Consider the following 23,577-nt stretch of genomic DNA (forward strand, 5'->3'; position numbering starts at 1 on the left):
CGGTCACGTCAAAGTTTCAATCAGGCTGACTTGAACCGCGCCATCAGCTCGGCGCGGCCCGGATCGGTCAAGGTTACCGCGGCGCCGAATTCGAGCGGCGTCAGCGAGGCCTCGTCGGGATAGACGATCTTGTTGCCGGTGACGTCGGCCGGCAGCAGCTTCATCACGCGGCTGTCGGTGGTCGGCGCGCCATTGGCGATATGTTCCTTGACGGCGTTTTCCGGTGCCATCAGGTAGTTGAGCAGCGCATAACCGGCCGCCTTGTTGGCCGCACTCTTCGGGATGGCGTAGAAGTCCGACCAGATTTCGCCGCCGTCCTTGCCGAGCACGAACTGGATTTCCGGCATGTCGCGGTTGAGCTGCGCGCCGTCATTGGTCCAGCACATCGTCATCCAGGCGTCGGTGGCGCGCATCGACGGCTGGTAGTCGCTGTTGATGGCGTAGAGGTGCGGCTTGACCTTGATCAGCAGTTCCTCGGCCTTGGCGAGCTCTTCCGGCTTGGTCGAATTGAAGGAATAGCCGAGCGAGACGAGCGCATTGCCGATGGTGGTCAGCTGGTAGTCGTGGACCATGGCGCGGCCGTCGGCCTCGGTCATGGCGATCTCGAAGAAGTCCTTCCAGCTGGTCACCGGTGTCTTGATCTTGCTGGAGTTGAGCGCGATGCCCGTGGTGCCCCAGTTCTTCGGCACGGCATAGGTCTTGCCGTCGACGACACCCTCGTTGGTGAAGCGCGCGGTCTCGGTCGAGGCGTCGTAGTTCGGCAGCTTGGAGAGATCGAGTTCGTCGATCAGGCCGAGCTTCACATAGGTGGAGATGGTGTAGTTGGTGGGCACGAACAGGTCCCAGCCGGTGCCGCCGGCCTGGAGCTTGGCGAGCATTTCCTCGTTCGAGCCGAAGACGTTGACCTCGACGGCAACGCCGGTTGCCGTCTGGAACGCCTCGAAGGTGGCAGGATCATGATAATTAGGCCAGGTGGCGATCGACATCTGCGTGCCGAGATCGCCGGCAAAGGCCGTCGAATTGAAGAGGCCCGGCTGGCGCGCCAGAACCGCCGTTGCAAGGCCAAGGCCGGTGACGCCGAGGAAGTGGCGGCGGGTGACCGAGCCGCGCTTCAGGCGCATCAGCTCGTCGGCCAATTGCTCGGCGGTGATCGGGGCATTTTCTCTGTACCATTTGGTCATGACGCTGTTCCCTTTATCGTTGACGTTCATGCAAGGCTCAGGGGGCGGCCGGGTCGGGCCGGAAACACATTTCAGGCCGGAAAGACGTGAAGCGCATTCGGATCGAAGGCGAGGCCGACCTTGTCGCCGGGCTCGACGAGATCGCTGTCGCCGAGCGCCCGGCGGTCGGCGGTGACGAGGAAATCGCCGAGGCCATCGACATCGATGGAGTATTCGACCGATGATCCCAGGAAGATGCGGTGCGTGACGGTGCCGGTGAGGGCGGCAGTGGCGGCAGCACCATTGCGTTTCAGGCTGATCGCCTCGGGGCGCAACGCGACCATGGCAGCACCGGCGCTCGGTGTCGTGGTGGCCGGGGCGGCAAACCGCGTGCCGTTGGCAAACAGGATGGAGGCGCCGCCATTGTCGACGGTGGCAGCGATCCGGTTGGTCTTGCCGACGAAATCGGCGACGAACAGGCTTGCAGGGCGATCGTAGATTTCCTGCGGCGGCCCGACCTGGACGATGCGGCCGGCATTCATGACGCAGACGAAGTCGCTCATCGACAGCGCTTCCTCCTGGTCGTGGGTGACGAGCACGAAGGTGATGCCGAGTTCGCGCTGCAGGGTCTGCAGCTCGATCTGCATGGCGGTACGCAGCTTCTTGTCGAGTGCCGCCAGCGGCTCGTCGAGCAGGAGCACCCTCGGCTTGTTGACGATGGCGCGGGCGAGCGCGACGCGCTGCTGCTGGCCGCCGGACATTTCGTGGATCCGGCGCTTGCCGAAGCCGCCGAGCCGGACCATCTCCAGCGCCTCCTGGGCGCGGCGCGAAATCTCGGCACTGGCGATGCGCGGCCGCATCTGCCTGAGGCCATAGGAGACGTTCTGCTCGACGTCGAGATGCGGGAACAGCGCATAGTGCTGGAACACCATGTTGACCGGGCGCCGATAGGCGGCAACGCCGTTCATCGCCTCGCCGTTGATATAGACGGTGCCTTCGCTCGGCTGCTCGAAGCCGCCGATCATGCGCAGGCAGGTGGTCTTGCCGCAGCCGGAAGGTCCGAGCAGCGCCATGAAGGCCCCCCGGGGCACCGCGAAGTTGATGTCCGAAACGGCGGTCACGCTGCCATAGCGTTTGGCGACCGAACGGAATTCGATGTCGTTCGTCGAAGCGGATGTCACGTCTGTTCCCTGCGGTTGTTGTCGGATACCGCCAAGGCTCTGATGCCCCCGCGCTCCACCGTCATTGACAGGCAGCCTAGTCAAAGCGCCCGGTGCCGGTATATACCCCGAGAGAGGTATTTCAACGCGAATTGGCTTGTGGGAGGAGTATACCCCGGAACAGGGCCGGATCGGCGGGAGAGCGGTTTGGGCATCGATCTCGAGGGATTATTTCAGGTCTTGGCGCCCATGGTCGACGGTGCGACCATGGACGACGAGGCTGTGGGTGCGGCCTATCGGCAATTGATGTCGACGCTGATGACCTTCGATTATGTCGTGGTTTTCGCCTATCGCGGCAAGGAACGGCCGATCGACCTCTACAGTACCTTCAATGCCAAGGACCATGTTCTATTCGTCAGCCTCTACCAGGCCGGGCCCTATCTGCTTGATCCGTTCTACCACGCGGCCTGCGAGGGCAAGCCGGGTGTCTGGCGCATGCGGGAGCGGGCGCCGGACCGGTTCTTCTCCAGCGAATACTATCGGACCTATTACGTGCAGACGGGACTGGCGGAGGAGGTCGGCTTCTTCGTGCCGATCAGCGAGCAGATCACCGTCGTGCTTTCGCTGATGCGGCGCGAGGCGACAGGCCCGTTCAGCACGGCGGAATTCGCGTTGCTGAAGAAGGTCGAGCCGCTGGTCTCCGCCCTTGTGCGCCACCACTGGGCCGACCTCGGGCGCCGGTTCGACACGGCGCTGGCAAAGACCGGCCGCAGCCGGAGAAAGTCGGCGCACCCTCCCGCGGACGGCGTCTGGCAGCACCTGAATCTGACCGAGCGCGAAGCCTCGATCATCGAACTCGTGCTGCAGGGTCATTCGTCGGAATCGATCGGCCTGAAGCTTGGGATCTCGACCGGCACGGTCAAGGTCCACCGCCGCAACGTCTACCGTAAGCTCGGCATCTCCTCTCAGACGCAGCTTCTTTCCCTCTACCTGCGCAATCTCGGCCAGTAGGGTTCAGCGCCACACCAGTCTTTCGGGGGGCGTGTTGGCGAAATTCTAAGAGCGCGCTCTTGCTTGACGGGCGGCGTATCCCCGTCGCCCCTCATTCCGGCCCTGTGCCGGAATCCAGCGACCTGACGTCTGTCGGGTCAAAAGACCTTCCAGCCCAAGGCCTTGGGCTGGCTGGATCCCTGTGACAGGCACAGGGATGAGGAGGTTTTTGCACCCTTGGCGTTCCCAGAGAACTGCCAAAGTGTGAAGCGTCGGCTGAGAATGGCTGTGTTGGAGGTGCGGCGCATCCCATTCTCCCTCATTCCGGCCTTGTGCCGGAATCCAGCGACCTGACGTCTGTCAGGTCAGAAGACCTTCCAGCCCAAGGCCTTGGGTTGGCTGGATCCCTATGACAGGCACAGGGATGAGGCGTCTCGATGCGCCCTCGGCCCTCCCTATGCCCGCCAGCGGCAGCAGTCCCATCGCCATCGATTCTCGGCCCATTGCACGCTCGTCGGCCAGTCCTTTCTCCTCGTCATTCGCCGCGATCCACAAACCATGAACGCACCGCGCACGTACTTGCTTGACATTTTTTTCACGGCATGAAATTTCTTTCAGCAACGAGATAAAAATATCATGCAATGCAAAAGGTATCATGCGTTGCAACATAACGAACCTGGGTGGAGACGATGGCGATCATCGGTGGTGCAAACCTTCGCGACGACGAAACCAGCATGGCGACGCGCGCCGCGTGGCTGCATTATGCCGGCGGTCTGACCCAGGCCGAGGTTGCCAAGCGGCTGGGGCTGACGTCACTGAAAGCCCACCGCCTGATCATGAAGGCCAACCAGGAAGGCCTGGTGAAGGTCTATATCGATGGCGAAGTGTCGGAATGCGTCGAGCTGGAGCAGAAGCTTTCCGCGCGCTACGGACTTGACTACTGCGAGGTCGTTCCCGACTTCGATGCCGACGATCTGCCGCTGAAGGCGCTCGGCATTTCTGGCGCGCAGTTCCTGAAGCGCGAGATCGAACGCGGCGAAACTGCGCTCGTCGGCGTCGGTCATGGCCGCACGCTTGCTGCTTGTGTCGAGTATCTGCCGCGCACCACCAGCAATAACACCCGTTTCGTCTCGCTGCTCGGCGGTCTCACCCGCAAGTTCTCGGCAAACCCGCATGACGTGATCCACCGGCTGGCCGAGCGTACCGGCGCGGAAGCCTATGTCATGCCCGTGCCGTTCTTCGCCAACACCGTCGAGGATCGCGACGTGCTCTTCAGCCAGCGCGGCGTGCGCGAAGTGTTCGATCTCGCCAAGACCGCCGACCTCTTGTTGGTTGGCATCGGCACGGCAGAGCGCGAGGCGTCGCTGGTTTCGACCGGAATGATCGAGATGAGCGAGATCGAGGAAATTCAGAGGGGCGGGGGCAAGGGCGAGTTGCTTGGCCACTTCTTCGACGAGGATGGTCGCCCGATCGAGACGACGCTGTCGAACCGCACCTTCACGCTCAGCCGCGACGACCTGAAGGATCGGCGCACGGTGGCCGTCGCCGGCGGCAAGATCAAGACGCCTGCCATTCGTGCCGTGCTTGGCAGCGGCCTGCTGAGCGGCCTCATCACCGACGAAAAGACCGCTCGGGCGCTGGCCGCCGACGGAAAATGAGGAGTGCCTGACAAAGTCGAGAGGCGAGGGCGAGGAGGTGTCGCTCTAACGCCTCGGGGGAGGAATACCGGCCGGGTAGCCGGTGATCGCATGATGCAATCATACCCGCAACGGAGGAGAAGACTTATGTACGAGAAGGAGAAAGACCTCATCAGCGCGTTTCTGCGCGGAGAGGTAGATCGTCGCGGCATGCTCAAGGGTCTCGGCGCTGCCGGGATTGCGGCCGGTTCGGCCGGCACGCTCTTCAACATGATGTCGACCCAGGCGCTGGCCGCCGATTTCGACTGGAAGGCGCATTCCGGAAAGTCGTTGAAGCTGCTTCTGAACAAGCATCCCTATGCTGACGCGATGATTGCCAACCTTCAGGCCTTCAAGGATCTGACCGGTATCGAAGTCACCTATGACGTGTTCCCGGAGGACGTCTATTTCGACAAGGTGACGGCAGCGCTTTCGTCGGGCTCGTCCGAATACGACGCCTTCATGACCGGCGCCTACATGACCTGGACCTATGGTCCGGCCGGCTGGATCGCCGACCTCAACGAATGGATCAAGGATCCGACCAAGACCAACCCGAACTACAACTGGGACGATTTCCTCGCCGGCGTGAAGAACTCCTGCGCCTGGAACGGTCAGCCGGGCGGGGCGCTCGGTTCGGAAGACGCCAAGCAATGGTGCATTCCGTGGGCGTTCGAACAGAACAACATCACCTATAACCGCGAGATGTTCGACAAGGCCGGCGTCGAGCTGCCGAAGAACCTCGACGACATGATCGCGGTCGCGGCCAAGCTGCAGAAGGACATCGGCGGCATCTACGGCATCGGCGTCAGAGGTTCGCGCTCCTGGGCGACGATCCATCCGGGCTTCCTGTCCGGTTACGCCAACTTCAACCAGAAGGACTTGAACGTTTCAGCCGACGGTAAGCTGTCGGCAGCGATGAATACGGCCGAGTCCAAGGCCTATCACACCAAGTTCGTGCAGATGATCCAGGAAAGCGGCCCGAAGGACTGGTCGACCTATACCTGGTATCAGGTCGGCGCCGATCTCGGTGCCGGCGCATCGGCGATGATCTTCGACGCCGATTGCCTTGGTTACTTCATGAACGGCGGCGACAACAAGATGGCCGGCAAGCTCGGCTACGCCGCCTTTGCCGCCAACCCGGAAGCCACGGCCTCGACGCCAAACATCTGGATCTGGTCGCTCGCCATGTCCAATTTCTCCAAGGACAAGGACGCCACCTGGTACTTCCTGCAGTGGGCGTCGGGTCCGGAGCACGCGCTGTTCGGCGCCACCAAGATGGACTTCGTCGATCCCGTTCGCCAGTCGATCTGGAAGGACGAGATGTTCCGCGAGAAGCTGAACGGCAAGTATCCGGGCTATGTCGAAATGTTCGACGCTTCGGCCGCCGGCGCCTCGATCAAGTTCACGCCGCAGCCGCTGTTCTTCGACGTCACCACCGAATGGGCGGCGACGCTGCAGAAGATGGTCGCCAAGCAGGTACCGGTCGATGAAGGTCTCGACCAGCTCGTCGAAAGCATCGATCGCCAGCTGAAGGAAGCTGGTCTCGGCTGATACGCCTCCCAAGCGATGCCCGGCGCATTCGGCGCCGGGCATCCCGCGAGATCGGCTTAAGGCCGCCCAAACCAACCTGAGATGCCGGTGGACTGGCGCGGGGCTCGACCTCGCGTGCCGCGTGCTTTCTTCAAGACTTTAGAGAACGGAGCTCCACATGGCTTCAACAGCAACACTCCGCAAACCGGCGTCAGGTTTCAGGATCAGCAGGAAGATGCTTCCCTATGTGCTGAGCCTGCCGGCGCTGCTCGTGTGCATCGGCATTCTCATCCCCTTCTTCACGGCGGTTATCTATTCGTTCCAGCGTTATAGGTTGAGCCAGCCCTGGGCGCGTCAGTTCAACTGGGGCGAAAACTACCTGAACTTCGTCACCGATCCGGCCTTCTGGAACACGCTGAAGGTGTCGCTGCTCTATGCCGGGATCACCGTGACGCTGGAACTGCTGCTCGGTCTCGGCATCGCATTGTTGCTGCAGCGCCGCTCAACGATCAACAACTTCATCTCGATCATGCTGCTGTTGCCGCTGATGATTGCGCCGGCGCTCGCCGCTTTGATGTGGAAGCTGATGACCAATCCGAGTTTCGGCATCCTCAGCTACCTCGCAAGCCTGATCGGCCTGCATGACTTCCGCTGGGCCTCTTCGCCCGACACGGCACTCCTGACCGTCATCCTCGTCGATATCTGGGTCTATACGCCCTTCATCATGATCCTGCTTCTGGCCGGCCTTCGGTCGCTGCCGACCCAGCCTTTCGAGGCGGCGGCGCTTGACGGCGTGCCGCGAAGCTTCGTCTTTTTCCGCATCACCCTGCCGATGCTGACGCCCTATATCCTGACGGCGACGCTGTTCCGGTTGCTCGACAGTATCCAGCAGTTCGACATCATCTATGCGATGACGCAAGGCGGCCCCGGCAACACGCTGACCGTCTTTCAGGTCGAGGCCTATCTCAACTTCTTCCAGTCGACCAATGTCGGCCGTTCGGCAGCGCTTTTGATCATCCTGTGGGCGATCACCTACACGCTCTCCAACGTCTTCATCAAGAACTGGCTGCGCCTGCGCGAACGCGCCCGCGGCGAAGCGTAAGGAGGTTCACATGGAAACCACGTCTCCCATCGAACGGGTCCTGCGCGCTGTCGCCCTGACGCTCGTCGTTGTCTTCTTCATGTTCCCGATCTTCTGGATCTTCCTGATGTCGTTCCAGACGAACGAGACGATCCTGACCATTCCGCCATCGATCGTGTTCTCGCCGACACTATCCAACTATGCGGCGCTGATCACCGGCAAGTTGCAGACGGCCGCCGGTACGCTCGACATCGCCTTCATGCGCAACCTCGGCAACTCGATCTTCCTGTCGGTCGCTTCCGTTGCGGTGGCGCTGGTGCTCGGCGTTCCCGCGGCCTACGCCTTTGCCCGGCACAAGTTCAGGGGTTCGGAAGACATCGCGTTCACGCTGCTGTCGTTCCGCTTCGCGCCACCGCTGCTGGTGCTGCTGCCGCTGACCCAATATTTCCAGTGGCTCGGCCTTTCCAACACCTATTTCGGCCTGATCTGGGTCTACCAGCTGATCTGCCTGCCACTGATCCTGTGGATCGTGCGTGGTTACTTCGAGGATATCTCGGCCGACGTCGAATATGCCTACCGCATCGCCGGCCATTCCTGGTTTGCGACCTTCCGCAAGATCGCCCTGCCGCTCGCCGGTCCCGGTATCGCTGCCGCCGGCCTGCTCGCCTTCATCTTCGCCTGGAACAATTTCGTCTTCGCGCTGGTGCTGGCCTCCGCCGACAAGCAGCCGGTGACCGTGGGCGCACTTGCCTTCGTCACATCCTCAGGCATCCAATACGGGCAGATAGCCTCGGCCATCGTTCTCTCGGTCACGCCGACGCTCGCGCTCGCACTCTACGCCCAGCGTTACCTCGTCGAAGGTTTGTCGCTTGGCGCGGTGAAAGGGTAAGACATGACGACGCTTCACCTAAAAAACATCGTCAAGCGCTACAAGAGCCAGACGGTTCTCGACGACCTGTCGCTCGATGTCGCCAATGGCGAACGCCTGGTGCTCTTCGGCCCGTCCGGCGCCGGCAAGACGGTGCTGCTGCGCCTTGTCGCCGGCGTCATCGAGCCCGACGAGGGCAGGGTGCTGATCGGCGGCGAGGACATGACCGATGTCGATGCCGAACACCGCGGTGTCGGCATGGCCTTCCAGAACTTCGCGCTCTTTCCCCACATGAGCGCCTTCGACAATATCGCCAGCCCGCTGACGGCGACGCGGTCGTCGAAGGATGCGATCACCGCGGGCGTGCAAAAGGTCGCCAAGCTCCTGAAGATCGACCATGTACTGAGCCATCACCCGAAGGCGCTTTCCAACGGCCAGAAGCAGCGCACGGCATTGGCCCGCGCGCTGGTCGGCTCGCCGCCGCTGCTTTTGCTCGACGACCCGTTGCGCAATGTCGACGCGAAACTCCGCTTCGAGATGCGGCTGGAACTGCCGCGCCTTTTGGCAGCAGAAGGTGCTACCGTCGTCTACGTGACCCAGGACTACAAGGAAGCGATGGCGCTCGGCGACCGGATCGCGGTGATGTCGCAGGGGCGCATCCGCCAGATCGGTACGCCGCAGGAAATCTACAACGCACCCGCCGACATCGAGATCGCGCGGCTCTTCGGCGATCCGACGATCAATCTTTTGGACGTGGCGCCGCAGAAGAGCGGTGACGGTGTCTTCGTCGAACTCTCCAACGTCCGGGTGCGGCTTGCCGATTATGACGGCGATGTCTCGGGCAAACCTTGTGTTCTCGGTCTGCGCCCGGAAAGCATCGTCTTTGTCCAAGCATCGGCGCCGGGCGCCATCCCGGTGACGGTGGAGGCGGAAACGCCGCTCAACGAGAAGACCGTGACGCTGGCGATGACCGCGCGCGGCCGTGAAATCCTCGTGTCGCGTCCGGCCGGAACGCCTGGACCGGTGGCAGGACCGGCCCATATCGCCGTCAACGGTGCCCACGCCTTCCTCTTCGACAAGGCGAGCGGCCGGCTTCTGCCGCGCGCCGACATCGCATCCAAGCGCAATGGAGAAGCGGCATGAACGACACCGCTCTTTTGATCAGGGACGTCGATAAGTTCTATGGTCCGGTCGATTACGGCGTCCACGCCGTCAAGAAGCTCAACATGGACGTCCGGAAGGGCGAGATCATCGCGCTGCTTGGCTCGTCCGGCTGCGGCAAGACCTCGACGCTGCGCATGATCGCCGGTTTCGAGGCGGTGTCGCGCGGCACGATCTCGCTTGGCGGACGCGAAGTCCAGACGTCTGCGCCGGTGCGCCGCAACGTCGCCATGGCGTTTGAGGGCTATTCGCTCTATCCGCCGCTGACGGTGCGCGAGAACATCGCCTTTGCGCTCAAGGCGTCCAAGCTGTCGCAGAGCGTCGTCGACGAGAAGGTGGCTGGTATCGCCAAGCTGCTCGAGATCGAGGATATTCTCGGGCGTTATCCGAGCTCGATCTCCGGCGGCCAGCAGCAGCGCGCCTCGCTGGGGCGGGCGCTGATCCGTGATGCCAACCTGCACCTGCTCGACGAGCCGATGGGCCAGCTCGAGCCGCAGCTGCGCGCCGTGCTGCGCGGCCGCATCAAGCACTACATCAAGGAACGCGGACTGACGGCGATCCTCGTCACCCACGACCAGACAGAAGCCAATGCCCTTGCCGATCGCATCGCGGTGATGGAAGGCGGCGTGCTGCAGCAGTTCGATACGCCGCAGAAGATCAAGGAGCGTCCGGCGAACCTCTTCACCGGCACCTTCGTCGGTGAGCCGCCGATGAACGTGTTCGAGGCGAGTGTCACCGGTTCGGACGCCAAGGTCGCCTTCGGCCTCAGGGACGGCGTGCGGCTGGAATATCCGGCGTCGGATTTCTCCCATGCCGTGCGCGACGCGCTGATGAAGCGGCAGAAGGTGGTGCTCGGGATCCGGCCATATGCGGTGCGCCGCAGCGCCGACGGAGTTTCCGGACGTGTGGCGGTCAACCAATGGCTCGGTGACCAGACGCATATCGCGGCAGACTTTGCCGGCGGCACCATGGTGCTGGTCGAGCATGACCGCACCGAACTTGCCGTCGGCCAGCCGATCGGCATCCACCTCGATCCGTCGAGCCTGCATGTGTTCGACGGTGACAGCGGCAAGGCGATCAGCCACGGCGTGGAGCTTGCCTGATGCGCGACATCCTCATCGGCATCGATGCGGGAACGTCGGTCATCAAGTCGGTGGCCTTCGACCTTGGTGGGCGGCAGCTTGCCATGGCATCGGTGCCGAACACGTACGAGGCGGTCGGCAGGACCGGCAGCGTGCAGGACCTCAATCGCACCTGGACCGACACGGTCACCACCTTGACCGAGCTTTCGGCCAGGGTCGAGAACCTCGCTGGCCGTGTTGCGGCGATCGCGGTGACCGGGCAGGGCGACGGCACCTGGATGATCGACAGAGCGGGCGATCCCATCGGTAAAGGCTGGCTCTGGCTCGACGCGCGTGCTGGCGACACGGTGGAGCGCCTACGTGGCGACAGCGGCGATGTCGAGCGTTTCGCCAGCACCGGCTCCGGGCTTGCCGCGTGCCAGCAAGGCGCGCAGCTGCGCTGGATGAGCGACAACGCGCCGGAAATGCTGTCCGGTGTTGCAACCACGTTTCACTGCAAGGACTGGCTCTACTTCAAGCTGACGCAAATGCGTGCCACGGATCCCTCCGAAGCCAACTTCACCTTCGGCAACTTCCGCACCCGCAGCTACAACGACGACGTCATCCGTTTTCTCGGCCTTCAGAAGCTCAAGCATTTCCTGCCAGAGATCGTCGACGGGGCAACGTCGCACCACCTGCTTTCGTCGGAGGCAGCCGGCGCCACCGGTCTTCCCACGGGCACACCGGTGGTGCTCGGCTATGTCGATGTCGTCTGCACGGCACTTGGCGCCGGGCTCTACGATCCAGGCACCGACACCGGCTGCTCGATCATCGGCTCGACCGGCATGCACATGCGCCTTGCCACGAGCGCCGACGACGTGCGGCTCAACCGTGATCTCACCGGCTACACCATGTGCATGCCGATCACGGACACCTATGCGCAGATGCAGTCGAACATGGCGGCAACGCTCAACATCGACTGGATCCTGTCGGTCGCCGGCGGCCTCTTGAAAGGCATGGGCGTCGAAAAGACCAAGGGCGAGCTTCTGTCCCATGTCGACGGCTGGTTGGCGGAGGCCAAGGATACGTCGCTCCTGTTCCAGCCCTATATTTCGGATGCGGGCGAGCGCGGGCCCTTCGTCGACGCTTCGGCGCGCGCTTCCTTCGTCGGGCTTTCGATCACCCACGGCTTCGGCGACATGGTGAAGGCGGTGTTCGACGGGCTCGCCATGGCCGCGCGCGATTGCTACGCCGAGATGGGGCCGCTTCCGGGCCGCATCCGGCTGACCGGCGGTGCCGCACGTAGCGCCTCGCTTCGGCGCATTCTTGGTGGTGCGCTCGGGGCCAGTGTCCAGACCAGCGAGCGCGAGGAGGCGGGGGCGGCAGGAGCAGCCATGATCGCGGCCGTCTCCCTCGGTATCTACCCCTCGATGGCAGAATGCGTGCGTGACTGGGTGTCGCCGCATCAGCGCGCTGCCGAGCCCGCCGACGCGGCGCTTGCGCGCCGTTACGACGGCCTCTTCCCCTCCTACCAGCAGTCGCGCATCGCGCTTCGACCCGTGTGGCACGCACTTTCCCAGGATGCTGCCTCGGGATCACAACAGGAAGAACTGAAATGAAAAAGATAGCCATCATCGGCGACCGGTTCATGCTGCCGGACGTGTTTCGCGACAAGATCGTCGAAGCAAGCGGCGACGGCCATGAGATCCGCACCCTCGAGCTGCCCTGGCCGGATGTGCCGATGGAGCATGGTTACGCCGTCGAAGGCATGGACGGTCTCAAGGAATATCTGGGGAAGGCGGACGATATCGTCGAATTCATCGGCGACGCGGAAATCCTGGTGACGCAGCTTGCGCCGCTCTCGCGCGGCATGCTGACGTCGCTTCCCGGGCTGAAGCTCGTTGCCGTCTCGCGTGGCGGGCCCGTCAATATCGACATGTCGGCGGCACGCGACGCCGGTATCAGCGTCGTCAATACGCCCGGCCGCAATGCCAGCGCCGTTGCCGAGTTCACGCTCGGCGCCATCCTCGCCGAGACGCGGTTGATCCGCACCGGCCACGAGGCGCTACGCAAGGGCGAGTGGCGCGGCGACCTCTACCGCGCCGACCGCACCGGCCGTGAGCTTTCGGAAATGACCGTCGGCGTCATCGGCTACGGCAACATCGGCACCAAGGTGGTGCGGCTGCTGCGGGCCTTCGGCACAAAGGTTCTGGTGCATGACCCCTATGTGCAGCTGAGCGCCGACGATCTCAACGCCGGCGTCGAGCATGTGGCGCTCGACGACCTCCTGTCGCGCTCCGACCTTGTGACGCTGCACCCGCGCGTCACCGAGGAAACCCGGAACATGATGAATGCCGAGACCTTCGCGAACATGAAACCCGGTGCAATCTTCGTCAACACGGCGCGCGGGCCGCTCTGCGACTACCACGCGCTCTATGAGAACCTTGTGAGCGGCCACCTGTCGGCGGCCATGCTCGAGACCTTCTCTGTCGAACCGGTGCCGGAGGACTGGCCACTGCTCCAGCTTCCGAACGTGACACTGACGCCGCATATCGCCGGCGCTTCTGTTCGCACCGTCACCTACGCCGCCGAGATGGCTGCCGAAGAGGTGCGCCGCTACATCGCCGGCCTGCCGCCGGTCAATCCGTGCTGATGACGGGAGGCAAGAACGTGGGTTCCGAGACCGGAATATATGATCTTTTTGTCGTCGGCGGCGGCGTCAACGGTGCGGGGATCGCGCGCGATGCGGCCGGGCGAGGGCTCTCGGTCCTCTTGTGCGAGAAGGACGATCTGGCGCAAGGCACAAGCTCGCGCTCGGGCAAGCTGGTGCATGGCGGGCTGCGCTATCTCGAATATTACGAGTTCCGGCTGGTGCGCGAGGCGTTGATCGAGCGCGAGGTGCTGCTCTCATCCGCGCCGCACATCATCTGGCCGATGCGGTTCGTGCTGCCGCACAATCCGGCCGACAGGCCCGCCTGGCTCGTGCGGCTCGGACTGTTCCTCTACGACCACCTCGGCGGCCGCAAGCGTCTGCCAGGCACCCGCAGCCTTGATCTCAGCACTGCGCCTGAGGGTGCGCCGATCAAGCGGGACTATCGCAAGGCCTTCGAATATTCCGACTGTTGGGTCGATGACGCCCGGCTCGTTGTGCTCAATGCACTCGATGCGCAGAAGAAGGGCGCGCGCGTCTTGACCCGAACCGCCTGCAGCGCCATTCGTCGCGTCGACGGCCTCTGGCAGGTGGAGATGACGGATCTGCGCACCGGCGTGAAATCCGAGGTCAAGGCGCGCTGCGTGGTCAATACAGCGGGGCCATGGGTCAACGATGTCATCGGCCGGATCGCCGGGCTCAATTCCAGCCGCAGTGTGCGACTGGTCAAGGGCAGCCATATCGTCGTGCCGAAATTCTGGGAGGGGCGGCAGGCCTATCTGGTGCAGAACCCGGACAAGCGGGTGATCTTCATCAACCCCTACCAGAACGACCTGGCGCTGATCGGCACGACGGATATCCCCTATGAGGGGCGGCCCGAGGACGTATCCGCCGATGGCAACGAGATCGCCTATCTCTTGAAATCGGTGAACCGCTACTTCAAGCAGCAACTGACCGAAGACGATATCGTCCACTCCTTCTCCGGCGTGCGTCCGCTCTATGACGACAATGCCGAAAACCCGTCGGCGGTGACGCGCGACTATATCTTCGAGGTCGATGCGGCCAACGGCCAGGCGCCGCTTCTCTCCGTCTTCGGCGGCAAGATCACCACCTTCCGCAAGCTGTCGGAACATGCGCTCGAGCGGCTGAAACCGTTCTTCCCTGAGATGGGTGCGGCCTGGACCGCCAAGGCGCATTTGCCGGGTGGCGACATGGCCAATGCCGATTTCGAGCAGTTTCTTGGGGATCTCAAGGCGCGCTATCGCTGGCTGACGGCCGACCTCGCCAAGCATTACGCGCGGCTCTACGGCACGCGCACGCACGATCTGATCGGCAATGCCAAATCGCTCGAAGACCTCGGCGCTGTCTTCAGCCCGCTGTTTCGCGAGCGCGAGGCGCGCTTCCTGATCGACAACGAATGGGCGTCGACGGCTGAAGACCTACTGGAACGGCGGACGAAACACGGCCTGCACATGACACAGGCCGAGAGGCTGGCTTTCGCCGGCTGGCTGGAACGCCAGCAAGTGGCGGCCTGAAGGAGAGTGGGAATGCGCAGTCTGGAATTGGAGGCCTTGCTTGATATCTCGGCGCGGGTCGGCGCCGACCCGCTGCTGGTGCAGGGGGCGGGCGGAAACACGTCGATCAAGGAGGTCGGCACGCTCTGGATCAAGGCCTCCGGCCTCTGGCTTGCCCATGCGCGCCAGCGCGACGTCATGGTGCCGGTGGCGCTCGACCCATTGCTCGAAGCGTTGGATCGCATGGATCCCGCGGCCGAGAAAGCCCAGGACTTCGTCATCTCCGAAATGAACCCTTCCGGCCTCAGGCCGTCGATCGAGACGACGGTACATGCGCTGATGCCGCAGAAGGTGGTGATCCATGTCCATTGCGTCGAAACCATCGCGACCGCCGTGCAGACGATCGGTGCGGCCATCGCTGCCGAACGCCTGACGGGTATCCCGCATGTCTTCGTACCCTATGCGCGGCCGGGGCTGCCGCTTGCCAAGGCGATCGCCGAGCGGCTGCAGGAGAAGACGTCGGTGCTGATCCTCGGCAATCACGGCCTTGCAGTTGCCGCCGAGACCGTCGCCGATGCGGCAATCCTTCTGACCGAGGTCTCCCGCCGGTTGACGACGCAGCGACGGGCGGCGCCATCAGCCGATCTCGCGGCACTGTCCCGCCTTGCGGTCGACAGTGGCTATTGCCTGCCCGACGACGCACGACTGCATGCGGTCGCAACCGACCTCGAAAGCTGCCGGATTGCTGCCGGCGGCAGCCTCTATCCCGACCATGTCATCTTCCTCGGCAAGGGGTCCGTCATCGCCGCGCCGGGCGAAACCGCCGTTTCGATCGAGACCGCCAGGAATGAACGTGGCGAAACCCTGCCGCCGCTTCTGCTGTTTCCCGGCAAGGGGGTACTGGTCGAGAAGACCATTTCCGCAGGCGCGCTCGCCATGGCGCGCTGCCTTGCCGACGTGACGGCCCGCATTCCCGCAAATGGGCGTCTTCGCTATCTGAGCGATGCCGAGAACGCCGAACTGCTCGGCTGGGACGCGGAGAAATATCGCCAGAAGCTCAACCGGGCAGGGCAGGCGCTGCAATGAGTGGAGATCAGAACGCCCTTGTTGTCGGCATCGATATCGGCACGTCGGGCGCGCGCTCCGTGGCGATGGTGCCTGACGGCACGATCGTCGCCTCTGGTGCGGCCAAGCTCGCCGCTTTTTCCGATGACCACCGCGATCCGGTCGGCTGGTGGAAGGCGGTGCGGGCGGCGCTTGGCGAGGTGCTCGAGGCGGTCGATCGTCGACGGATCCGCGCCATCAGCATCGACGGAACCTCGGGCACGATGCTGCCCGTTTCCGCCGACGGTGCGCCGCTTGCCACGCCGATGATGTACAACGATCCGGTTTCCGACCGGACGATGCTGGACGCAATTGCCGCCCATGCACCGAAGGAAAGTGCCGCCCACGGGGCAACCTCCGGTCTTGCCAAGGTGCTGCTGTTCCAATCGGTGCCGGATGTCTTCCGTGTCATCCATCAGGCCGATTGGCTCGCCGGGCATTTTACCGGGCTCTACGACGTTTCCGACGAGAACAATGCCTTGAAGACCGGCTACGATCCGGTGGCGCGGTGCTGGCCGGAGTGGATCTCACGAACTGGCGCGCGCATCGATCTCCTGCCGGAGGTGCTGCCGGCCGGTGCGCCGGTTGCGACGATATCGGCGGCCGCAGCCGAAGCCTTCGGCCTGACGCCGGATGTCATTTTAGTCGCCGGCACGACCGATGGCTGTGCCTCGTTTCTGGCGACCGGTGCCGATCGTCCGGGCGATGGCGTCAGCGCACTCGGCACGACGTTGACGGTGAAGGTGCTTTCCGACCGGGCGCTGTTTGCCCCGGAATATGGCCTCTACAGCCACCGGATCGGCGACATGTGGCTGGCGGGCGGCGCATCGAATACGGGAGGCGTTGTTCTGGCCGAGTATTTTTCCGCAGAGCGCATCGATGAGCTTTCCGCCCGCATCGATCCGGCTGTCGATAGCGGGCTCGACTATTACCCGCTGACGAAGCCCGGCGAGCGCTTCCCCATCGCCGATCCGAATCTTGAGCCACGCCTGACGCCGCGACCCGAGGATGACGCGATGTTTCTGAAGGCAATCTTCGAAGGCATCGCCGGTATCGAAAGCCTTGCTTATCACAGGCTGACATCGTTCGGCGGACCCAAGCTCGGTTCCATACGCACCGTCGGTGGCGGTGCAAGAAATGCGGCGTGGTCGGCAATCCGCGCGCGCAAGCTCGGCGTGCCGTTCCTGACGGTACGTTCGGAAGAGGCCGCAGCCGGCACGGCGCGGCTGGCGCTTGCCGGTGCAAGACAGGCAGGTGTGTTATGAGTACTGTCATCTCAGGCCTCGGCGATATCGCCGATCGTTATGACGCCTTTCTGATCGACCAGTTCGGCGTGCTGCGCGACGGCCGCAGGCCCTATCCTGGTGCTGCCGAAACGCTGGTGCGGCTGAAGAATCAGGGCAAGCGCATCATCATTCTCTCGAATTCCGGCAAGCGCTCGGCGGAAAACGACCGCCGTCTCGTCGATCTCGGCTTCGTCGCCGGCAGCTGGGACTGGTTCCTGACCTCGGGCGAAGTGGCGTGGCAGATCCTGAAAAAGGAAGGCGGGCAGGCAAGCGGGCCTCCGAAAAAGTGCCTGCTGGTCAGCCGCGACGGCGATCTGTCGCCGCTCACCGGGCTCGACCTCGAGCGCACCGAAGATGGCGCGGATGCGGACTTCGTGCTTCTGGCTGCGAGCGAAGGCGATGTCCTGCCGCTGTCGCACTATGAGGCGCTGCTGGCGCCTGCGGCACGGCGCGGCGTGCCGTGCCTCTGCACCAACCCCGACAAGGTGATGCTGACCAAGAGCGGAATGGCTTTCGGGGCTGGGCGGATTGCGGAGCTTTACGAGGAACTCGGCGGCACGGTGCGCTGGATCGGAAAACCATTCGCCGACATCTACGATTTTGCCCTCGACTTTCTCGGTCATCCCGATCCGTCGCGCGTCTGCGCAATCGGCGACAGCATCGAACACGATATCGCCGGGGCGGCAAGTGCCGGCCTTGAGTCGGCGCTGGTGACCACCGGGATACTGGAGCATGCCTCCGACAAGGAGCGGCAAAAACTCTTTGCCGAGCATGGCGCCACGCCCGATTTCATCCTCCCGAAATTTCTCTGGTAGTCAGGAGTACGGTCTTGGCTTTCACGCTGTCGCTCAACACCAATCCGCTGGTCAATCGTTTTGCCGAGCCTGATGATCTGATCGAGACAATCGGGGAGCAGATCCGCATCGGCTACGTGCAGCTGACGCATGAGTTCGTCAATCCGGGCTGGCCGGCGGCAACGATCTCCAAGACCATCCGTCAGTTCAGGGCAGCGCTTAGCCGCACCGGCGTCAGGATCACCTCGGGCATGACCGGGCCCTATGGCAGGCTCAACCACTTCGGCCACCCCGACCCGGATGTGCGACGCTACTATGTCGACTGGTTCAAGACCTTTGCCGATATCTCCGCCGAGCTTGGCGCATCCGGCATGGGCACGCAGTTTGCGATCTTCACGCTGAGGGACTATGACGACCCGGCCCGGCGCGAGGAGATGATGAAGATCGCCATCGACTGCTGGCGCGACGTGGCGGAACACGGCAAGGCGGCCGGTCTTTCCTATGTGTTCTGGGAGCCGATGTCGGTCGGGCGCGAGTTCGGCCACACGATCGCCGAGTGCCGCTCGCTCGACCGGCGGCTCGCCGAGGCGGAGTTGCCGCTCCCAATGAAGATGATGGTCGATATCGACCATGGCGACGTCACCTCCGACGACCCCGATGACATCGACCCCTATGCCTGGGCGGGCGCATTTCCCGAGCGCTCGCCGATCATCCACATCAAGCAGTCGTCGATGAACAAGGGCGGGCACTGGCCGTTTACCGCTGCCTACAACCGGGATGGCCGCATCACGCCGGAGAAGCTGATCGATGCGGTCAAGGCCGGCGGCGGCACCGACAACGAGATCTGCCTGGAGCTGTCCTTCCGCGAGCGGGAACCGACCGACCACAACGTTGTGGAGATGATCCGCGAATCCGTGGAGTTCTGGGAGCCCTACATCGATACCGGGTTCAACCGATCATCAAAATCACACTGAAATATCACAAAGTATCATTAGCTAGATTGAAATATAACATAAAGGTGTTATCTTCTCAGGTGTGATGTCGCGCTCTCGCGGCATCGGGATCGAGGCGGATGACGATGAAGCCGGAAGACAGGCGACAGGCGATCATGGATGTTTTGATGGAGGCCGGCACGGCGTCCGTCGAGGATCTGTCACTCCGTTTCGGCGTCAGCAAGATGACGGTGCATCGCGACCTCGACGATCTCGAACAGGCTGGCCTGTTGCGCAAGGTGCATGGCGGCGCTTCGATCCAGTCGAGCCCGCAGTTCGAAAGCGATTTCCGCTACCGCGAGAAGATTGCCGCCGCCGAGAAGAACCGCATTGCCGAATATGCGGCGAGCCTGATCGAGCCGGGGCAGAGCATCCTCATCGACGACAGTTCGACGGCCGGCGCGATTGCCGGCTGCATCAGGGACATCAGGCCGCTGACCGTCATCACCAACAACCTCGGCGTCATCACCGGTCTGTCCGGTGCGCCCGGCATCAACGTCATCGCGCTCGGCGGCCAGTACAGCAAGAAGTTCAACGGCTTTTTCGGCATCGTCACCGAAGAGGCGCTGCGCTCGCTGCGCGTCGATATCGCCTTCCTCTCCAGCTCCGCAGTCGCGGGAACGGCAGCCTTCCACCAGGACCAGGAGGTCGTGCAGGCCAAGCGGCTGATGGTGAAGTCGGCGGCGCGCAAATATCTCATGGTCGATCACGACAAGTTCGGGCGTTCCGCCCTGCATTTCCTGACAGGGCTCGACGCCTTCGATGCGGTGCTGACCGGCGCCGAGGTGGCGGATGAGCATGCCGCGACGCTCCGCGAGGCCGGAATCCCCCTGGTGACGGTCGACAATCGAAAAGCATCGGAGAAAGCATGAACAAGCCGCAGCTCTGGGTGGGCACAAGCTGGAAGATGAACAAGACGCTGGCGGAGGCCATGGTCTTTGCCGAGAGGCTGGCCGCAGCGGACGGAGCGCGCGACGAGCGCATCCAGCGTTTCGTCATTCCACCCTTTACCGCCGTCAGACAGGTCAAGGAACGGCTCGTGCAAACGGGCGTCAAGGTCGGTGCGCAGAACATGCATTGGGACGACGCCGGCGCCTGGACCGGCGAGGTTTCGCCGGTGATGCTGAGGGACTGCAACCTCGATGTGGTCGAGCTTGGCCATAGCGAACGGCGCGAGCACTTCGGCGAGACCGACCGTACCGTGGGCCTGAAGACGGCAGCGGCGGTGCGCCACGGCCTGGTGCCGCTGATCTGCATTGGCGAGACGCTCGCCGAGCGCGAGGCGGGCGAGGCGGATGCCGTCCTGAAGCGGCAGGTTGAAGGCGCGCTGGAACTGCTGGAAGGCGACGCGCGCAAGGCGACGATCCTGCTCGCCTACGAGCCGGTCTGGGCCATCGGCGTCAACGGCATTCCGGCAACATCAGACTATGCCGACGAGCGCCATAAGCGGATCGCCGACGTGGCGCAAGGCGCGCTCGGCGTGCGCGTTCCCGTCCTCTACGGCGGCAGCGTCAATCCCGGCAATTGCGAAGAACTGATCACCCAGGGGCACATCGACGGCCTGTTCATCGGCCGCTCCGCCTGGGACGTCAATGGCTATCTCGACATTCTGCAGCGCGTCTCGAAGGCGATCTGAGCCCTCGTACCCCGCAGATCAACAAGACGGAAAGGAACAATCATGAAGATCGCAATCGGAGCAGACAGCGCCGGCAAGCCCTTGCTCGACGTCATCGCCGCCCATCTCAAGGGCAAGGCCGACCTCGAAGTCAGCGACCTCAGCCAGTCCGGTTTCTACGCCGACCTGTCGCAGAAGCTGGCGCAGACCATCGTCGATGGCGACAACGAGCGCGGCATCCTGTTCTGCGGCACCGGTATCGGCGTCTGCATCTCGGCCAACAAGGTGCCGGGCATCCGCGCCGCGCTGACCCACGACACCTATTCCGCTGAGCGGGCGGCAAAGTCGAACAACGCACAGATCATCACCATGGGCGCGCGCGTCATCGGGCCGGAGCTGGCGAAGTCGATCGTTGATACCTGGCTCGCCTCCGAATTCGACGCGAACGGCCCGTCGGCCGGCAATGTCGACGCGATCGATCGTCTCGACGCGGCGAAGTAAGCGAGCCAACTGCTAGAGCGTTTCCGGTTTAAACGGAGCCACAGACCCGCTCTATCTCTTTGTTTTTACGCATTTCCTGGCGGAAAGCCGATTCGCACTTTTCCTGGAAATGCTCTAATACCGCAATGCACGTTGATCCTCCCTCGCGCATCGCGGCGAGACGCCCGGCAGAGATGCCGGGCGTCTTTTCCTGATTTGCCACTGCCTAATTCGTTTCAGCGTCGTTTGCGCGTCATGTTTGAGGCGCGGCGCTGTCGGGTGTTTTGGCAGACCGCCGGGGCACTGCCGGCTTGACGAAGCTTCTGTAAATATTTGAACATGCTTGCATATCGTCACGTCAGCGAGGAATGCCGCCCCATGCCCGACGCCCCAACGACACCGCCGCATGCCGGAAGCCACCGCCTGGCGCGCATGAGCGGCCGCGACACGCACGAACACCACCGCACAGCCACGACGCTCGAGCTTCTGTTCGACCTGACCTTCGTCATCGCCTTCAGCCTTGCGGCATCGCAGCTTGCGCATCTGATGGCCGAAGGACATTTCAAGGCGGGGCTGATCGGCTTCTTCTTCGCCAGCTTCGCCATCTGCTGGGCCTGGATCAATTTCACCTGGTTTGCTTCCGCCTATGACACCGACGACTGGGTGTTCCGGTGCGTGACCATGGTGCAGATGGTCGGCGTGCTGATCCTGGCGATCGGCCTTCCCGCCATGTTCCGCTCGGTCGACGAGGGTGCCCATCTCGACAATGGCGTGATGGTGCTCGGATACGTCGTCATGCGGGTGGCGATGATCTTCCAGTGGCTGCGCGCCGCCGGCCAAGATCCGGCACGACGGCAGGCCTGCATGACCTATGTGGTAGCGATCACGGTTGCGCAACTCGGCTGGGTCGTGCAGATCTTCGTCGACTTCTCGATCGTTGTCACCTTCGCCATGGTCGTGGCGCTCACCGTCATCGAGATGCTCGGGCCCTATATCGCCGAGACGCGGCATGGCGGCACGCCCTGGCATGCCCACCATATTGCGGAACGCTACGGCCTTCTGGCAATCATCGCGCTCGGAGAAGGCGTCGTCGGCACGGTCGCCTCGATCACGGCGGTGGTGGATGGGGAGGGCTGGAACCTCGACGTGGCGCTCGTCTGCCTTGCGGGCACCGGGCTTACCTTCGGCATGTGGTGGATCTATTTCCTGTTGCCGAGTGCCGAGGTCCTGCACGTGCACCGCAGACGCTCCTTCGTCTGGGGCTATGGTCACATGTTCATTTTCGCCGCGATCGTTGCGACCGGTGCGGGCCTGCATGTCGCCGCCTATTACATCGAGCACAAGGCGCATATCGGGTCGCTTGCGACCGTGTTGACGGTGGCGGTCCCGGTCGCGGCCTATATCGCTCTGGTCTACGGCATGTATGCCTATCTGCTGCGGCAGTCGGAACCGCTTCATGCCTGGCTGCTCGCCGGCACGATGCTGCTGCTTGCGGCGTCGATCGCGGCCGCGATGGCGGGCGTCGACATGGCGATCTGCCTGATCATTCTGATGTTTGCGCCGTTCGTGACCGTCGTCGGTTTCGAGGCGGTCGGTCATCGCCACCGGATGGCGGCGCTGGAACGGTGCCTTGATGAGGCAGAGCCGGTGCATTGAACGCCGGGAATTGGCTATTCGAAACAGCGGTTTGCCGGCTGTTGCTGGCGGCTTGATTCAGGTGGTTCAGAGGTTGATTCAAGCAGGCGCCGCGAAGCGGCTCGATGGTTGCGCATCGGAGCGCTGAGCGAGCCTTGCCCCTCACCCTAGCCTTCTCCCCGCAGGCGGGGAGAAGGTGGCCGGCAGGCCGGATGAGGGGTGGCGGCCGGATACGGCGCGGGCTTGCGGCCCGCCAGCAGATCAGGCGTTGAGCAGCGCCAGCTTGGCGCGGGCGTCGAGGATCTGGGCGCAGGCATTGGCGGCTTCTTCGCCCTTGGCGACGAAGTGTTCGCGGAAGAAGGCGATCAGCGGCGCGCTTTCCTGGAAATTGTGCGGCGTCAGCACGGCCGACAGCACCGGCACGTCGGTATCGAGCTGGACGCGCATCATACCGTCGAGCACCGTGCCAGCGACGAAGTCATGGCGGTAGATGCCGCCATCGACGACGAAGGCGGTGCCGAGGATCGCGGCGTAACGGCCGGTCCTGGCAAGCTTCTGCGCGTGCAGCGGGATTTCCAGCGCGCCTGGCACGTCGAAGATCTCGACGTCGGCGGCACTGCCGCCGAACTTCGTCCATTGGGCGACGAAGGCATCGACACAGCGGTCGACGATGTCGGCGTGCCAGCGGGCACGGACAATCGCAATCTTGGCGGTGGGGTGGGAAAGAATAGTCATGGTCTCAAGCCTTCCAGGGTTTGGCGTTTCCAATTTTCCCGTCGGGCGAACATGCACGCGCGCGAAACCCCGGTGTGGGGTCCAC

Annotated in this window: 22 protein-coding genes; 18 read left to right on the forward strand and 4 right to left on the reverse strand. The window is 63.3% G+C overall.

Annotated elements, in window-relative coordinates; translation table 11 throughout:
- Positions 1-20 precede the first annotated feature (20 nt).
- Positions 21-1,181, reverse strand: coding sequence for a spermidine/putrescine ABC transporter substrate-binding protein (locus tag IB264_RS13790; protein WP_025427796.1), 1,161 nt, complete (start codon positions 1,179-1,181; stop codon positions 21-23).
- Positions 1,182-1,252: 71 nt separating this feature from the next.
- Entirely contained in the window at positions 1,253-2,341 is a 1,089-nt protein-coding gene (locus IB264_RS13795; RefSeq protein WP_025427795.1) for an ABC transporter ATP-binding protein, read from the reverse strand.
- Positions 2,342-2,527: 186 nt separating this feature from the next.
- On the opposite strand from IB264_RS13795, the gene IB264_RS13800 reads away from it, so the two are divergent.
- Positions 2,528-3,331, forward strand: coding sequence for a LuxR C-terminal-related transcriptional regulator (locus tag IB264_RS13800; protein WP_025427794.1), 804 nt, complete (start codon positions 2,528-2,530; stop codon positions 3,329-3,331).
- A gap of 339 nt (positions 3,332-3,670) precedes the next feature.
- On the opposite strand, the gene IB264_RS13805 is transcribed toward IB264_RS13800, so the two are convergent.
- Positions 3,671-3,967, reverse strand: coding sequence for a hypothetical protein (locus IB264_RS13805; protein ID WP_057211102.1), 297 nt, complete (start codon positions 3,965-3,967; stop codon positions 3,671-3,673).
- A 32-nt stretch (positions 3,968-3,999) separates the two neighbouring features.
- Here IB264_RS13805 and IB264_RS13810 point away from each other — a divergent pair, with 32 nt between their 5' ends.
- The 17 genes from IB264_RS13810 to IB264_RS13890 all read left to right on the forward strand — a co-directional run bounded on the left by IB264_RS13810 (position 4,000) and on the right by IB264_RS13890 (position 22,778).
- Positions 4,000-4,968, forward strand: coding sequence for a sugar-binding transcriptional regulator (locus IB264_RS13810; protein WP_025427792.1), 969 nt, complete (start codon positions 4,000-4,002; stop codon positions 4,966-4,968).
- 126 nt (positions 4,969-5,094) lie between these two features.
- Positions 5,095-6,537 carry an extracellular solute-binding protein gene (locus tag IB264_RS13815; RefSeq protein ID WP_025427791.1) on the forward strand — a complete coding sequence of 481 codons (1,443 nt, stop codon included), beginning with the start codon at positions 5,095-5,097 and terminating at the stop codon, positions 6,535-6,537.
- Between the two features lie 157 nt (positions 6,538-6,694).
- Complete coding sequence (locus IB264_RS13820) at positions 6,695-7,618, forward strand: carbohydrate ABC transporter permease (RefSeq protein ID WP_025427790.1); 924 nt, start codon at positions 6,695-6,697, stop codon at positions 7,616-7,618.
- Positions 7,619-7,628: 10 nt separating this feature from the next.
- Positions 7,629-8,486, forward strand: a complete 858-nt coding sequence (locus IB264_RS13825; RefSeq protein WP_025427789.1) for a carbohydrate ABC transporter permease — start codon at positions 7,629-7,631, stop codon at positions 8,484-8,486.
- Positions 8,487-8,489: 3 nt separating this feature from the next.
- On the forward strand, positions 8,490-9,608 hold the full coding sequence (locus IB264_RS13830; protein WP_057211104.1) for an ABC transporter ATP-binding protein: 1,119 nt from the start codon (positions 8,490-8,492) through the stop codon (positions 9,606-9,608).
- Positions 9,605-10,729 (forward strand): ABC transporter ATP-binding protein, encoded by a 1,125-nt coding sequence (locus IB264_RS13835; RefSeq protein WP_025427787.1) that lies wholly within the window; start codon positions 9,605-9,607, stop codon positions 10,727-10,729. Before IB264_RS13830 ends, IB264_RS13835 begins: the two co-directional genes overlap by 4 nt.
- Positions 10,729-12,306, forward strand: coding sequence for an FGGY-family carbohydrate kinase (locus tag IB264_RS13840; RefSeq protein WP_025427786.1), 1,578 nt, complete (start codon positions 10,729-10,731; stop codon positions 12,304-12,306). Before IB264_RS13835 ends, IB264_RS13840 begins: the two co-directional genes overlap by 1 nt.
- A complete protein-coding gene (locus IB264_RS13845) occupies positions 12,303-13,340 on the forward strand; it encodes a 2-hydroxyacid dehydrogenase (protein WP_025427785.1) in 1,038 nt (345 codons plus the stop codon). Before IB264_RS13840 ends, IB264_RS13845 begins: the two co-directional genes overlap by 4 nt.
- Positions 13,340-14,872, forward strand: coding sequence for a glycerol-3-phosphate dehydrogenase (locus IB264_RS13850; protein ID WP_038576262.1), 1,533 nt, complete (start codon positions 13,340-13,342; stop codon positions 14,870-14,872). Before IB264_RS13845 ends, IB264_RS13850 begins: the two co-directional genes overlap by 1 nt.
- Before the next feature lie 12 nt (positions 14,873-14,884).
- Entirely contained in the window at positions 14,885-15,937 is a 1,053-nt protein-coding gene (locus IB264_RS13855; RefSeq protein ID WP_025427783.1) for a class II aldolase/adducin family protein, read from the forward strand.
- Positions 15,934-17,220 carry an FGGY-family carbohydrate kinase gene (locus IB264_RS13860; RefSeq protein WP_025427782.1) on the forward strand — a complete coding sequence of 429 codons (1,287 nt, stop codon included), beginning with the start codon at positions 15,934-15,936 and terminating at the stop codon, positions 17,218-17,220. The genes IB264_RS13855 and IB264_RS13860 overlap by 4 nt, the downstream gene beginning before the upstream one ends.
- Positions 17,217-18,056: a TIGR01459 family HAD-type hydrolase gene (locus IB264_RS13865; RefSeq protein WP_025427781.1), complete on the forward strand. Its 840-nt coding sequence runs from the start codon at positions 17,217-17,219 to the stop codon at positions 18,054-18,056. Before IB264_RS13860 ends, IB264_RS13865 begins: the two co-directional genes overlap by 4 nt.
- A gap of 14 nt (positions 18,057-18,070) precedes the next feature.
- Positions 18,071-19,009: a sugar phosphate isomerase/epimerase gene (locus IB264_RS13870; RefSeq protein ID WP_025427780.1), complete on the forward strand. Its 939-nt coding sequence runs from the start codon at positions 18,071-18,073 to the stop codon at positions 19,007-19,009.
- Between the two features lie 104 nt (positions 19,010-19,113).
- Positions 19,114-19,899: a DeoR/GlpR family DNA-binding transcription regulator gene (locus IB264_RS13875; protein ID WP_025427779.1), complete on the forward strand. Its 786-nt coding sequence runs from the start codon at positions 19,114-19,116 to the stop codon at positions 19,897-19,899.
- A complete protein-coding gene (locus IB264_RS13880) occupies positions 19,896-20,663 on the forward strand; it encodes a triose-phosphate isomerase (protein WP_025427778.1) in 768 nt (255 codons plus the stop codon). Before IB264_RS13875 ends, IB264_RS13880 begins: the two co-directional genes overlap by 4 nt.
- 42 nt (positions 20,664-20,705) lie before the next feature.
- Entirely contained in the window at positions 20,706-21,143 is a 438-nt protein-coding gene (locus tag IB264_RS13885) for an RpiB/LacA/LacB family sugar-phosphate isomerase (protein ID WP_025427777.1), read from the forward strand.
- Between the two features lie 357 nt (positions 21,144-21,500).
- On the forward strand, positions 21,501-22,778 hold the full coding sequence (locus tag IB264_RS13890) for a low temperature requirement protein A (protein WP_025427776.1): 1,278 nt from the start codon (positions 21,501-21,503) through the stop codon (positions 22,776-22,778).
- A 240-nt stretch (positions 22,779-23,018) separates the two neighbouring features.
- On the opposite strand, the gene IB264_RS13895 is transcribed toward IB264_RS13890, so the two are convergent.
- Positions 23,019-23,492 (reverse strand): 6,7-dimethyl-8-ribityllumazine synthase, encoded by a 474-nt coding sequence (locus IB264_RS13895; RefSeq protein WP_025427775.1) that lies wholly within the window; start codon positions 23,490-23,492, stop codon positions 23,019-23,021.
- Between the last annotated feature and the right edge of the window lie 85 nt (positions 23,493-23,577).

This window comes from Ensifer sp. ENS11 (assembly GCF_014851895.1).
Lineage (GTDB): Bacteria > Pseudomonadota > Alphaproteobacteria > Rhizobiales > Rhizobiaceae > Ensifer > Ensifer canadensis.

What these genes read in the sequence shown, in the direction of transcription:
- IB264_RS13830 (WP_057211104.1), top strand. Translation starts at nt 8,490, where the DNA reads ATGACGACGCTTCACCTAAAAAACATCGTCAAGCGCTACAAGAGCCAG.
- IB264_RS13850 (WP_038576262.1), top strand. Translation starts at nt 13,340, where the DNA reads ATGACGGGAGGCAAGAACGTGGGTTCCGAGACCGGAATATATGATCTT.
- IB264_RS13825 (WP_025427789.1), top strand. Translation starts at nt 7,629, where the DNA reads ATGGAAACCACGTCTCCCATCGAACGGGTCCTGCGCGCTGTCGCCCTG.
- IB264_RS13845 (WP_025427785.1), top strand. Translation starts at nt 12,303, where the DNA reads ATGAAAAAGATAGCCATCATCGGCGACCGGTTCATGCTGCCGGACGTG.
- IB264_RS13790 (WP_025427796.1), bottom strand. Translation starts at nt 1,181, where the DNA reads ATGACCAAATGGTACAGAGAAAATGCCCCGATCACCGCCGAGCAATTG.
- IB264_RS13890 (WP_025427776.1), top strand. Translation starts at nt 21,501, where the DNA reads ATGCCCGACGCCCCAACGACACCGCCGCATGCCGGAAGCCACCGCCTG.
- IB264_RS13835 (WP_025427787.1), top strand. Translation starts at nt 9,605, where the DNA reads ATGAACGACACCGCTCTTTTGATCAGGGACGTCGATAAGTTCTATGGT.
- IB264_RS13810 (WP_025427792.1), top strand. Translation starts at nt 4,000, where the DNA reads ATGGCGATCATCGGTGGTGCAAACCTTCGCGACGACGAAACCAGCATG.
- IB264_RS13895 (WP_025427775.1), bottom strand. Translation starts at nt 23,492, where the DNA reads ATGACTATTCTTTCCCACCCCACCGCCAAGATTGCGATTGTCCGTGCC.
- IB264_RS13820 (WP_025427790.1), top strand. Translation starts at nt 6,695, where the DNA reads ATGGCTTCAACAGCAACACTCCGCAAACCGGCGTCAGGTTTCAGGATC.
- IB264_RS13805 (WP_057211102.1), bottom strand. Translation starts at nt 3,967, where the DNA reads ATGATACCTTTTGCATTGCATGATATTTTTATCTCGTTGCTGAAAGAA.
- IB264_RS13880 (WP_025427778.1), top strand. Translation starts at nt 19,896, where the DNA reads ATGAACAAGCCGCAGCTCTGGGTGGGCACAAGCTGGAAGATGAACAAG.
- IB264_RS13840 (WP_025427786.1), top strand. Translation starts at nt 10,729, where the DNA reads ATGCGCGACATCCTCATCGGCATCGATGCGGGAACGTCGGTCATCAAG.
- IB264_RS13815 (WP_025427791.1), top strand. Translation starts at nt 5,095, where the DNA reads ATGTACGAGAAGGAGAAAGACCTCATCAGCGCGTTTCTGCGCGGAGAG.
- IB264_RS13885 (WP_025427777.1), top strand. Translation starts at nt 20,706, where the DNA reads ATGAAGATCGCAATCGGAGCAGACAGCGCCGGCAAGCCCTTGCTCGAC.
- IB264_RS13860 (WP_025427782.1), top strand. Translation starts at nt 15,934, where the DNA reads ATGAGTGGAGATCAGAACGCCCTTGTTGTCGGCATCGATATCGGCACG.
- IB264_RS13865 (WP_025427781.1), top strand. Translation starts at nt 17,217, where the DNA reads ATGAGTACTGTCATCTCAGGCCTCGGCGATATCGCCGATCGTTATGAC.
- IB264_RS13855 (WP_025427783.1), top strand. Translation starts at nt 14,885, where the DNA reads ATGCGCAGTCTGGAATTGGAGGCCTTGCTTGATATCTCGGCGCGGGTC.
- IB264_RS13875 (WP_025427779.1), top strand. Translation starts at nt 19,114, where the DNA reads ATGAAGCCGGAAGACAGGCGACAGGCGATCATGGATGTTTTGATGGAG.